The 12,358-nt window shown below is 47.6% G+C and carries 9 protein-coding genes; 8 read left to right on the forward strand and 1 reads right to left on the reverse strand.

What is annotated here, in order from left to right:
- The first annotated feature begins 136 nt into the window (after nucleotides 1–136).
- From YWE_RS0109480 to YWE_RS0109490, 3 genes are read left to right on the forward strand one after another with little or no spacing between them, the layout of a single operon-like run.
- Nucleotides 137–1,291, forward strand: a complete 1,155-nt coding sequence (locus YWE_RS0109480; RefSeq protein WP_029094309.1) for a hypothetical protein — start codon at nucleotides 137–139, stop codon at nucleotides 1,289–1,291.
- The gene (locus YWE_RS0109485) at nucleotides 1,288–2,733 is read left to right on the forward strand and encodes a DUF6384 family protein (RefSeq protein WP_029094310.1); all 1,446 of its coding nucleotides are present in this window, start codon (nucleotides 1,288–1,290) and stop codon (nucleotides 2,731–2,733) included. The genes YWE_RS0109480 and YWE_RS0109485 overlap by 4 nt, the downstream gene beginning before the upstream one ends.
- 3 nt (nucleotides 2,734–2,736) lie before the next feature.
- Nucleotides 2,737–4,116 (forward strand): hypothetical protein, encoded by a 1,380-nt coding sequence (locus YWE_RS0109490; protein ID WP_029094311.1) that lies wholly within the window; start codon nucleotides 2,737–2,739, stop codon nucleotides 4,114–4,116.
- Nucleotides 4,117–4,480: 364 nt separating this feature from the next.
- Here YWE_RS0109490 and queG read toward each other — a convergent pair whose 3' ends face one another.
- Complete coding sequence (gene queG, locus YWE_RS0109495) at nucleotides 4,481–5,626, reverse strand: tRNA epoxyqueuosine(34) reductase QueG (protein WP_029094312.1); 1,146 nt, start codon at nucleotides 5,624–5,626, stop codon at nucleotides 4,481–4,483.
- On the opposite strand from queG, the gene nnr reads away from it, so the two are divergent.
- Genes nnr through miaA form a run of 5 tightly spaced genes read left to right on the forward strand, consistent with a single transcriptional unit; the run spans nucleotide 5,625 to nucleotide 12,319 of the window.
- Nucleotides 5,625–7,127 (forward strand): bifunctional ADP-dependent NAD(P)H-hydrate dehydratase/NAD(P)H-hydrate epimerase, encoded by a 1,503-nt coding sequence (gene nnr / locus YWE_RS0109500; RefSeq protein ID WP_029094313.1) that lies wholly within the window; start codon nucleotides 5,625–5,627, stop codon nucleotides 7,125–7,127. The two genes, queG and nnr, sit on opposite strands and share 2 nt — an antisense overlap.
- A 25-nt stretch (nucleotides 7,128–7,152) precedes the next feature.
- Nucleotides 7,153–7,641 carry a tRNA (adenosine(37)-N6)-threonylcarbamoyltransferase complex ATPase subunit type 1 TsaE gene (tsaE, locus tag YWE_RS0109505; RefSeq protein WP_029094314.1) on the forward strand — a complete coding sequence of 163 codons (489 nt, stop codon included), beginning with the start codon at nucleotides 7,153–7,155 and terminating at the stop codon, nucleotides 7,639–7,641.
- A 4-nt stretch (nucleotides 7,642–7,645) separates the two neighbouring features.
- Nucleotides 7,646–9,382 (forward strand): N-acetylmuramoyl-L-alanine amidase AmiB, encoded by a 1,737-nt coding sequence (gene amiB / locus YWE_RS0109510; RefSeq protein ID WP_029094315.1) that lies wholly within the window; start codon nucleotides 7,646–7,648, stop codon nucleotides 9,380–9,382.
- A gap of 38 nt (nucleotides 9,383–9,420) precedes the next feature.
- Entirely contained in the window at nucleotides 9,421–11,400 is a 1,980-nt protein-coding gene (mutL, locus tag YWE_RS0109515; RefSeq protein ID WP_029094316.1) for a DNA mismatch repair endonuclease MutL, read from the forward strand.
- Complete coding sequence (gene miaA, locus YWE_RS0109520) at nucleotides 11,393–12,319, forward strand: tRNA (adenosine(37)-N6)-dimethylallyltransferase MiaA (protein WP_029094317.1); 927 nt, start codon at nucleotides 11,393–11,395, stop codon at nucleotides 12,317–12,319. Before mutL ends, miaA begins: the two co-directional genes overlap by 8 nt.
- The last annotated feature ends 39 nt before the right edge of the window (nucleotides 12,320–12,358 follow it).

Raw genomic sequence — 12,358 nt, forward strand, 5'->3', positions numbered from 1 at the left:
GGGTGCCAGATCAGAACGCTGGCTTTGCGCTGATAAGTTGACCCCGGTAATGGATGATGTAATTGATAATTCGGACAGTCAAATCAGGTATCGCACCGTTGGCCTATTTATATCGTATTTAAGCAAGGATCACCTGATGACTACTGCTGTTGTACCCTACACCGACCGCGCCGTTCAAAAACTCAAAAAACTTGGCATCATTGTTGCGGCTCAGCCCGATGCTCCGGTTATGACCCTGTTAGACTCTATCTCTAATATTGATAACAATCGCGTTGTCGCCATTGCCCGTACTTTGCAACAGCAAAGCGGTTTTAACGCCATCGTCCGTGAGAATATTTCAGGTCTTGATATTGCCAATCGCCAAGGGAAAATCGTTGCAGCTTTTGACTCAATTCGTACCGATGCGCAAGAGATGGTGGTATGGCTGGATGATGGAAAGTTAGATTTACTTGAGAGAGTTAAAAATGGCTGGATGATATTAGTCAGAGGCTCTATTCCGGACCGTTTTAATAAAATTAAGCAAACCTATCTGGATGTCGCTAAATCAGCCGGTGAGCAGATTGAGCGTGAACGTACCATTCTTGATGCTTATCAGGATTACCGCTTTGGTTTAAAACAGGCTCAGATTGATTCTCAGGAACTGCTGGTATTGGCTGAACAACGTTTAGAACAGTGTAAACAGCTTTTACAGCAGGCTTATGATGCAAGAGAGAACGCCGCGGCTGCTGAGCCGGCTGAGCAGTCTCGTTTAGAGTTGGTTCGTGATGAAGCCCTGCGCGTGATGCAAAAGGAAGATGAGCGCTATCAGATCGTGAAAGATTTGGCCGAAAACCTGTTGGTTGCCTATAACGCTGCTGAAGCTATATTTGCTCGTTTGCAACAGACTTCATCGATTAAAGAGCGGGTTTACCGCCAGAGTGTGACCTTCTTTTCGACCAATGAAATTGTATTTACCGCGCTGTCAGCGTCAATGACTTCGCTTGACGGTTTGGCTGAGAGTACTAAAACCCTGGAAGCGATGAAGGCCGGAATTAATCAAGGGCTGGAAACTATTGCCAATTCAGGTAACAAAAATTTAGAAGCTGGCCTGCGCGCCGGATATGGTTCAACGATTAAAGCTGAATCAATCCGTTCGCTGGTCAATGCTATCGTCAGCTATCAGGAGTCCAGCTATCAGCTGATCGAAGAGCTGCGTGAAGAGTCTGCGAATAATTCGAAAGAGTTGGAAGACATTGTTGAAGATGGAAAGCGTCGCTTTAGTGAAATTATTCTTAAGGCTTCCGTTGAATGAGTGAAATAAAACTTAGCGATCAACTGGGGGCAATGGCGATTATTGATGAGTTATATCATCAACAAATTGCTCTGGAAGAACAGCTTAATCCGTCAGCATTACGTAATAAGATAGCGCAAAGCGTTAAGCAGTACTATCAGTCGAAAGGCATGGATATTGATGACGCTTTGATTGAAAAAGGCGTGAATCAATGGTTTGCCGATCGGTTACGTTTTCAGATGGCAAAGCCTGCCTGGCACCAACGGTTGTTAGCTAAGTTTTATATAAACCGAAATATTTTTATTATTGCTTGTCTGCTCTGTGCCATTGCATGGGGCGGATACGCAACGCTGACCTCCTACACTGAAAAGTGGGCTCAGCAGGCATTAGTCGCCAAGCAACAGGCTGAAAAGCAGGCGTTAATTGAACGCCAAAAAGCGACCGAGCTGGCTTTGGCTGAGAAACAAAAAGAAAAACAGGCGCTGGTTAATAACCTGACCGACTACCTGAAAGAATTTGAGTCGTTGAATAATAACGGCCTTCGCTATGCATCCGATGCCGGTAAGGCTTTGCGGCTTGAAGCGGATAAGCTATTTGCCCAACTGGTCGATAAAACCAGAAGTTTCGATATTGAGGCTAATCAGAGCGATTCCGCAGATAGTTCTCTGGAGAGTAAACTTGCCAAACTGACCTCCGTCTATCAGTCAATTGCGGGAGACAGTAAAATTATCAGCGATAATTTGGCTAACTATAAGTCTCTGCTAAATAGCGATCGCCGTATTCAACAGATTGCAGACGTTAAGAATTTCAGCTCTCTGTATCAGACATATCTGCCATTCCACAAGGCTTTTGACAACGCAACGTTGGCGCTGTCATCGGGTGCTGCTAACGCTGAATCCGAAATAGCAGCGCTTGAAGCCAGTTATCAACAGCTGCTTGAAGTTCAGAAAATCACCCGACAGGGTAATGACATTGTTACGCTTTTGAAGAAAACGGTATTGCGCAAAGACCAGCCAGAGATTGACGGCGTTGCCAGTGAGATGAAGCAATCTCTAAGTCAGTTTCAATTACCTGAAGCCCAAGCTGCATTGTTCCATCTTGAATATTTGTATCAACTTTCTCAGGCTGACCTGACGCTAATGATTGTCGATCAAGTGGGGGAAAAGTCGGGAGTTGAACGTACTTATGACAATAGCGGCGGTAAAACTTGGTATCTGGTTGTAGAGGCTAAAACACCTCAGGGAAGGGCTTTTCCTTTAAGATTGACGGATTCTGAAACCGGAAAAATGGCCACCGTGACTCGATTTGGCCTTCAGGTTCCGTCTTCTGAATATAATAAGGTCAGAAGTGATAAGCGGGATAATGGCCATATTGATAATCCGACGGTAGGTAAAAAATCGCCCGGCCGCTTGGCATTTAGCTATTCCCGTTCAACCGACGGCAAAATCATTATGGAGTGGTAAGTTATGAAAGCTAAGGATATATCGCGCATCATATCTGACCACCGGAATGTTTTAGAACATCAGGTCAGTCAACTGAACGATCGGATTATGGATAATCGTCAGCAAATACTGTTGCTTAAACGTGAACAGGCTGAAATTTATCAGCAGATGGCCAAAGTTCTACTGTTGGAAAGCCCGGATGTCGGTGAACTGAGCGAAATTAATCAACTGTTGCTGCGTCTCAAAAGCGAGTTGGGGGATTTGAATAGTCGGTTGCAACAGCTAAAAAACAAGCTGGAGCAAGATCAGCTTATCTATGACGAGCTGACGGCTCAGACGGTGATTCTGGAAGATAAGAAAGTTGAATTGCTGCTGAAGGATAAATCGTTCTCTGAACTGGCCGATAAATTTACTCAGGCAGAAACCATGCTGTCTGACGCTGAGATTCTGAATAGTGATATTCAGGCTGAAGTGAGCACTAAGCTGGCCGAGTTTGATACGCATCCCATTTATCACTACCTGACTAAACGTCATTTTGAACAGCCGGAATATAAGGGGAAATGGATTTTTCGTCACCTCGACAGCTGGCTGGCCAGACAGGTTGATTACCCGCGTAATCGCCGCAATTACCTGATGCTGCAATCAATGAGCGCAGAGGCTGAACGCCGAAAAGATGATGCCAGTCAGCGATACCATGGTTTATTTGAAAAACGCCAGGTTATGATTGATAAAGCGGCAACCCAAGTCGGCTTCACTGCAGTAAACGATCGGCTTGAGCGTATTCAGTCCGGTATTGACAGCGGTAGCGACGATATCAAACGATTGCATGAAACCCTGCGAGATAATATTAACGGCCACGGCGAGCTGTTTGCTTCTATCAGTGAAAAAATAGCCTCTATCATGGCTCAGTTACCGCTTTCAAAGCTAAATGACTTAGTGCTAAAAACAGAATCGCCTCAGGACGATTTGTTATTTAAGAATCTATTGATGAATAAGAATAAGATCGCTGCTCTGGAAAACACAATTACTGAAATTCATCCTCAGTGGCTAAATGTTAGTGCTCAATACGATCGTATTCATAAACTTAATCAGGAATTTATTGATAGTAATTTGAGTGCTTCTAAATACGCCTATGATATCGGTGTACGGCAAATTGAATCTATGCTGGAAACTCTGGTGATCGGTGATATCTACTCGCAGCACTTTAGTGAAATATTACGCGGGGTTCGTTATATTCCGGTCAGCAACTCTTCATCTGGATCTTCTAGTTCGGGTGGCGGTTTCTTTTCGTCATCCTCCGGAGGGGGACATGGTTCCAGTACACTTTCTTCATCTGGTGGTGGCAGCCATCGCTCGTCCTCGTCTTCGGGCGGCGGGAAATTCACGACCACCGATAGCTTCTGATTTCCAGTATTAGTCTGTTTATGCTTAATCGCTTTGCTATTTTTATCGTGTCATTAGGGCAATCCGCGGGTTGACAGCAACAGAGCGAATTCTTTCTTGAAGAATTCGCTTGATTTTCATTTTGTATTAATGTTGTTAACAGAGTTATCCACAAAATCACATCAGCATTGTATAACTCTGACGTTTTGTTTGTATAAAAAAGATTAACTATTACGTGATGAAATTTAAGGTTTTTTTTAATTTAAAATTGTCGCACCGATCGCTTGTGGTTTTTTTTGCAGTTGATAGATAAAGCATTTTAATTTTTTATGCACAGTGGCTTGATTATTTATTTTATGCTTTTATCTGCAACATATTAGGTGTTTTATGCATCCCGCGGCAGGCCTTTTTCGACCGAGCGAATTAAGCGCTTTTGCTTGGGCTGTTGTATTTCAATCGCGGCGTTATTACGCTTGGTCATTTGCTGGCTAATCGCCCAATCAATATGCTGATCCAGCAGCAGGCTGAAGCCTTTACGTTTTTCTAAAGCCGATATGATATCCGCCTGATAAGGCGCATTGCCCAGCGCGACGCTGATATTTCTCAGCCAGCGAAAGTAGCCGATTCGGCGAATAGGGGATCCTTCTGTTTTATGTAAGAAGGTTGGTTCGTCCCAGCTATAGAGCTCTAATAGTGGCGGTTGATATAAATAACTGCGCGGATAAAAGTCAGCCTCATCGGTCAACTGAGATAACTTATTCCACGGACAGGTCATTTGGCAGTCATCACAGCCATAAATTCGATTTCCCATCAGCGGGCGTAATTCTTCAGGAATGGCGCCTTCCAGCTCGATTGTCAGATAAGATATACAGCGTCGGGCATCAACGGTATAAGGTTCAACAATTGCGCCGGTCGGGCAGATGGTCATACAGGCTACGCAGCGACCACACTCTTCTTCTACCGGACTATCGACAGGGAGGGGGAGGTCAATTAAAAGTTCGCCAAGGAAGAACCAAGAACCGGCTTCACGGTTGATAATGAGTGAGTGCTTACCCGTCCAACCAATACCGGCTTTTGTCGCCAGTGGGCGCTCCATAATCGGCGCTGAATCTACAAAAGGGCGGAAATTTAGATCAAATTCACTGCAATAGGCCTGTATTTGTTCCCCCAGCTTTTTTAACCTTTGGCGCAATACTTTATGATAATCACGTCCGAGCGCATAACGGCTAATATAGCCGAGTTCAGGATTTTTAAGGGTTTGAGCAAAGGCGGCGGCAGGCGGCAGGTAGTTCATCCGCACGCTGATAACTCGCAGCGTACCGGGGTGTAATTCATGAGGTCTGGCACGTAACATGCCATGGCGAGCCATCCACGCCATCTCACCGTGGTACTGCTTATCAAGCCATGCCTGTAGCTTAGGTTCTTCTTCCGTCAGGTCTGTATCACTGATACCCACCTGCTGAAAACCTAGTGCTTGGCCCCACAGCTTGATATCTTGGGCTAACCGATTGAAATCGAGAGGATGCGACATGATTGACCATCAACAGAACAAAGACACCACCAGTTTACCATATTCTGTATTTCGCGCCGACTGGGTTAGGGAAAATGAAAGTAAAGGTGCCCGGCATATTGGCGTATCGCTTTATCAATTGATGGAGCGGGCCGGTGAAGCCGCTTTTGCTTTATGCCGCCGGCTTTATCCGGATGCCCGACGCTGGCTGATTCTGTGCGGCCATGGTAATAACGGCGGTGATGGTTATGTCATCGCGCGCTGTGCTAAACAGTACGGTATCGAAATTACCATTATTAGTGGAACCGGAGACAGTCCCCTGCCCGCGGAGGCTCAACAGGCCAGAGAGAACTGGCTGAATAACTACGGTCAAATTTTTCCTCATGATGCCGTTTGGCCGCTGAATTGCGATCTTATTATTGATGGATTATTGGGAACCGGCATTAATTCGGCTCCCAGAGAGCCTTATGCCTCACTGATTAACCAGGCTAATCAATACCCGGCACCGGTGGTTTCGTTGGATATTCCTTCCGGTCTGGATGCGAATACCGGTATAGCGCATGGAGAAGTCGTTTATGCCAGCCAAACGCTGACTTTTGTGGCATTAAAAAGCGGGTTGCTAACCGGGCAGGCAAGAGATGTTGTCGGTAAGTTGTATTATAATTCTTTAGGTTTATCTCGCTGGTTGGCGGAACAAAAGCCACAGCTTCAGCGTCTTACTGTGGATTGCCTGAATCAATGGATTAAGCCCCGGCGTCCTTGCTCTCATAAAGGGGATCACGGGAAGTTATTATTTATCGGCGGCGATACGGGGACCGGCGGTGCTATTCGTATGGCGGGTGAAGCGGCGTTGCGTACCGGCGCAGGATTAGTGCGAGTACTCACTCGCGTTGAACATATTGCCGGTATGCTAGCAGCCAGGCCTGAGCTCATGGTTCAGCCTTTAGAGCAAGGCACTTTAGCCGCAGCGATAGACTGGGCCGATGTGATCGCTATCGGGCCGGGATTAGGTCAGTCAGATTGGGGGCGATTGGCAATAGAGCAAGTTTCCGGCAGTGATAAACCGATGCTCTGGGACGCTGATGCACTCAACCTGCTGGCAATCACTGCCGATAAACGGCAAAATCGCATTATTACGCCGCATCCCGGTGAAGCCGCCCGGTTATTGCAGTGCAGCGTTGAACAGATTGAGAGTGACCGCTTACATTCCGCGATGGAACTGGTTCGTCGCTATGGCGGTACGGTGGTACTAAAAGGTGCAGGTACCGTGATTGCCGATGAGTCGGGAGTGCTGGCTATTGCCGATGTGGGCAATCCCGGCATGGCATCGGGTGGAATGGGCGATATACTGTCCGGCATTATTGCCAGTTTATTGGGTCAAGGGTTGCCGTTATTGGATTCGGCCCTTGCCGGTTGTGTTGTTCACGGTGTTGCTGCAGATAGGATCGCGCTGCGGCAAGGGGAGCGTGGCATGCTGGCCACTGATTTGTTGTCAGAAATACCCGGACTGGTAAATCCTTAATTATTTAATAAATGCTCAGGAATACATGAAAGAATTGGTTTTAACATTAGCCGATGAAGCGGCAACGGTCGCTTTCGGTGCTGCGCTGGCCGATACCTGTGATAAAGCCTGTATTGTTTATCTGTTGGGAGATCTTGGCGCCGGCAAAACGACCTTTAGCCGCGGTTTTCTTCAAGCGTTAGGTCATCAGGGGAATGTAAAAAGCCCAACTTACACGCTGGTTGAACCCTATGAGCTGGATAAATTTACCGTTTATCATTTTGACTTATATCGGCTGGCCGATCCTGAAGAACTTGAATTTATGGGGATCCGCGATTACTTCCAGCCCGATACCATTTGTTTGGTTGAATGGCCTCAGCGGGGAACAGGTATGTTTCCTCAGGCCGATCTGACACTGCATTTTAGCTATTATGAGCAAGGGCGTCGGGTTGAATTGTCGGCAGCAACCGAGCAGGGGGAATCTATGTTGACCCGCCTGAGTGAAATGCATCATGTTCTGTTACAGGGAAAGTAAAGTCATGAGGAAATTTTGGATTGGTTTCGTTGCTGTCTTTCTCTGGTTAGCCTGTGGGCAGGCGCTGGCAGCCTCATTAATTGATATTCAGGTCAATAATAGCGCAACTGAATCGAAAGTGACGTTGGCTTTTGACAGTCAGCCTATTTATGCCTTCTCCAGCCAGAAAAGTCCGGCCAAAGTCTTTATTGATGTCAGGCAAAGCGGGCGGGCTGTACAGGGGCTTCCGTTAAATTTTAGCGGGCAGAATTTAGTGAGCCGCATTACTTCAGGTACCCCTAAAGATGCTGACAGTATTCAGCTAGTGTTTGAGCTGAAACAGAGCTCAACGGTAAAAGCCAATAGCCAGAAAAAGGGCAGCCAGTATCTGGTGGTATTTACTATTAAGGCTGAAAATACCGTTCAGGCCAAGCCAAAAACTCAGGCTAAAACCACTCAACCCACCTTATCTAATCAACCCACCGGCAAAAATCCATTCTCCGGGCCGTCAACCGTCAATAGTGATGACGTTGTAGTTAAAACTGAGCCGCGTCAGGCCAGTAGCAGAAATACCAGTTCTGAAAAAATCGTTATTGCCATTGATGCTGGTCACGGTGGTAAAGATTCCGGCGCTGTCGGACTGAACGGTTTGCAGGAAAAAACGGTAACGTTAGCTATTGCACGAAAGCTTAAAGCCTTATTGGATAATGACCCTAATTTTCAGGGCGTACTGACCCGTGACGGTGATTACTTTATATCTGTGATGGGCCGATCTGACGTAGCCCGGAATAAAAATGCGCATTTGTTAATCTCTATTCATGCAGATGCTGCGCCTAATCGCAGCGCAACGGGCGCCTCGGTATGGGTGCTTTCAAACCGTCGGGCTAACAGTGAAATGGGGCGTTGGCTAGAGCAACATGAGAAACAGTCAGAGCTGCTGGGGGGCGCCGGTGACGTGCTGGCTAACAGTGAATCAAACCCTTATCTCAGTCAGGCGGTGCTTGACCTACAGTTCGGGCATTCCCAGCGGGTTGGTTACGACGTTGCGGTAAAGGTTATCTCTGAGATGAGGCGCATCGGTTCGCTACATAAACGCAGTCCTGAACATGCCAGCCTTGGCGTATTGCGTTCACCTGATATCCCTTCTTTGTTGGTAGAAACCGGGTTTATTTCTAATACCGGTGAAGAACGCCTGTTAGGCAGTGCCGCTTTTCAAGACAAGCTGGCTCAGGCAATTTATAAGGGGGTGCGCAGCTATTTTCTTGCCCATCCGTTAGAGTCTTCAGGCTCAACGGACAATCGGCCAAAGAAAACCAGTTCAGTACCTGCGGGTAAATCAACAGCAACGGCAACAACAGCTCAGGCTAAATCAGTATCCACTGCGACTAAGCAGGGTAAAACACAAATTCATGTTGTGAAGCGGGGTGAAACGCTATCTCAGATAGCTTTGAGCTATGGAACAACCATGAAATCACTGATTGAACTGAACTCATTGAAAAAAGATGGTGTTTGGAGCGGACAGCGCTTGAAAGTGCCGGCAACGGACCCCATTACTAATACAGTCACCGCTTCAGCTTCAAAACAAAGCAGTAGTCAGAGTAAAGCAGCGTCTGGAGTAGTGAAACATAAGGTCGTTAAAGGCGATACGCTCTCTCAGATTAGCCAGAAATATGGTGTGAGTATGTCAGAGCTAAAGAATACGAATAATATGACGTCAGACGAGGTTCGTTTAGGACAAACGCTGACGATTTCCGGATCGTAGGATTATTGATAAACAGCGGATCGCTATCAGGAGTTGTCATGCCGATTCAGGTATTGCCGCCACAGCTTGCTAACCAAATCGCAGCCGGAGAGGTTGTAGAGCGGCCTGCGTCCGTGGTTAAAGAGTTGGTTGAGAACAGCATCGACGCCGGGGCAACACGCATTGATATCGATATTGAACGCGGTGGCGCCAAGCTGATCCGCATCCGGGATAACGGCTGTGGTATCAAAAAAGATGAGCTGGCTTTAGCGCTGGCTCGTCATGCTACCAGCAAGATCGCAACTCTTGATGATTTAGAAGCCATTATTAGTCTGGGGTTTCGTGGCGAAGCGCTGGCCAGTATTAGTTCGGTTTCCCGGTTAACGCTAACGTCCCGTACTGCTGAGCAAAATGAAGCCTGGCAGGCCTATGCAGAAGGCCGGGATATGGATGTTAGCCTCAAGCCAGCAGCACATCCTGTCGGTACAACGCTGGAAGTCTTAGATCTGTTTTATAACACCCCGGCACGCAGAAAATTCTTACGTACTGAAAAAACTGAATTTGGTCACATCGATGAAGTGATCCGACGTATTGCCCTTGCCCGTTTTGATATCAGTATTAATTTACAGCACAACGGTAAGCTAGTTCGTCAGTATCGGGCGATTAAGCCGAATGAACCCCGCGAGCGCCGCTTAGGCAGTATCTGCGGTACGGCATTTCTCCAACACGCCTTAGCGATTTCATGGCAGCACGGAGATTTAAAAATTGACGGCTGGGTTGCCGATCCTGTCGGTGCGCGCACGTTAACCGATATGCAGTATTGCTATGTAAACGGTCGCATGATGCGGGATCGCCTGCTTAATCACGCCATCCGTCAGGCCTATCAGACTCAGCTTAACGACGATCAGGCGCCGGCCTACGTACTCTATTTAGAGGTTGATCCGCATCAGGTGGATGTTAACGTTCATCCGGCTAAGCATGAGGTTCGGTTCCACCAATCCCGCTTAGTACATGATTTTATCTATCAGGCCGTGGTGACCGTATTGCAGCAGTCCGGCGCGCCATCGTTACCATTGCCATCCCATCAAGTGGATGAGCAGGGTGAGATTGTGTCACCCGACTGGCAGCCTGAAAACCGGCCTGCGGCCGGTGAGAATAAATATAACCGACCGGCTGAACACAACGTTTCAGCCAAGCCGGCGGCTGAGCGCCACGGCTCGGTATCTTATACGCCACCGCCATCCCGTTCACCAACGGTTATAGCCAGAGAGAATGACGTTTATCGTCGTTTACTGGGAGCAGAAGCACCATCCGATGATTCTGCTAGCCCGGAGCAGGCTGCTGTTCAGCCGGTTAAGCCAGAACTATTTCCTGAAAGAGCCGGTTCTTTACCTGAATCGCCTCCGCAGGCTAAAGCGACGCTGTTTCCTGCGAAAGGGCAATCATCCGGGCCTGTTCCTGCATCGATGTTGGATAAAACGGCGGCCCAAAGCCTGGGGCGAGTGCTTTCTATCTGGCAGTCATGCTATGCGATAGTCGACCGGGGACAATCATTATCCCTATTATCGTTACCCGTCGCTGAACGCTACTTACGTCAGGTTCAACTGATGCCGGCAGATGAAGGGCTAAAGCCCCAGCCATTATTGATTCCTCTGGCGCTAACGCTTGGGGAAAAAGAGAAGCAGGGCATTGAACACCACCAAGCGTTGCTGAGCCACTTTGGTATTCACTTATCGGTAGAGCGCAATCGTATTCATGTCCATGGTGTGCCGTTGCCGCTACGCCAGCAGAATTTGCAGCAACTCTTGCCGGCATTGCTAAGCTATTTAGGCGATAACGCTAAAGCTGACTCACAACAACTATCTGGCTGGCTTGCCACCAGATTAACCGGTGAATGCACGCTCTGGACTCAGGCTCAGGCTATTCAGCTTCTGGCCGATCTGGAGCGGCTTTGCCCGGAGGTTATTGCACATCCGCCGAAGCATATGCTTCAGACTATCGATTTACAGACTGCAGTGGCGGCGCTAAAACATGAATAAAAAACCAACGGCTATCTTTTTAATGGGGCCGACAGCGTCAGGTAAAACCGCTCTGGCTTCAGCTCTTTACAAACATTTACCTGTTGATGTGATTAGCGTCGATTCGGCACTGATTTATCGTGGAATGGATATTGGTACGGCTAAGCCGACGGCGGCTGAATTGCTCGATACCCCGCACCGCCTGATAGATATTCGCGACCCTGCCGAGAGCTATTCAGCTGCAGATTTTCGCGCTGATGCATTGAAAGAGATGGCGGATATTGTTGCTGCCGGTAGGATCCCGCTGTTAGTGGGGGGAACTATGCTGTATTTCAAGGCATTACTTGAAGGGCTATCACCTCTGCCACCCGCTGATAGCGCGGTTCGTGAGCGTATCGAACAAGATGCTGAACGTTTGGGATGGGGGGCATTACATCAGCAATTGCTGCAAATTGACCCGGTAGCCGGAGCAAGAATTCACCCTAATGATCCACAACGTTTGAGCAGAGCACTGGAAGTTTTTTACATTTCAGGTAAAACTTTAACAGAATTAACACAAGTTGCTGGTGATGCGCTGCCTTATCTGGTACACCAGTTTGCTATAGCTCCATCTTCTCGCGAGTTGTTACACCAACGGATTGAAGACCGCTTTCACCAAATGGTCGCCGCAGGGTTTGAAGATGAAGTGAAAAGTCTAATGGCCCGCGGTGATTTACATCCCGATTTGCCTGCTATTCGCTGTGTCGGATACCGGCAAATGTGGAGTTATCTCAACGCAGAGATAGGCCATGATGAAATGGTCTATCGGGGAGTATGTGCGACCCGACAGCTTTCTAAACGTCAAATGACGTGGTTAAGAGGCTGGGAAGGGATAAATTGGCTAAATAGTGAAGATTTATCGCACTCATTGGAAAGAGTTGTCGGAGTCGTTAGTGTATAAGCTTGTGATTGTGTACAATTAATAGGTTATATACTTTAA

The organism is Budvicia aquatica DSM 5075 = ATCC 35567, from assembly GCF_000427805.1.
Taxonomy (GTDB): Bacteria; Pseudomonadota; Gammaproteobacteria; order Enterobacterales; family Enterobacteriaceae; genus Budvicia; species Budvicia aquatica.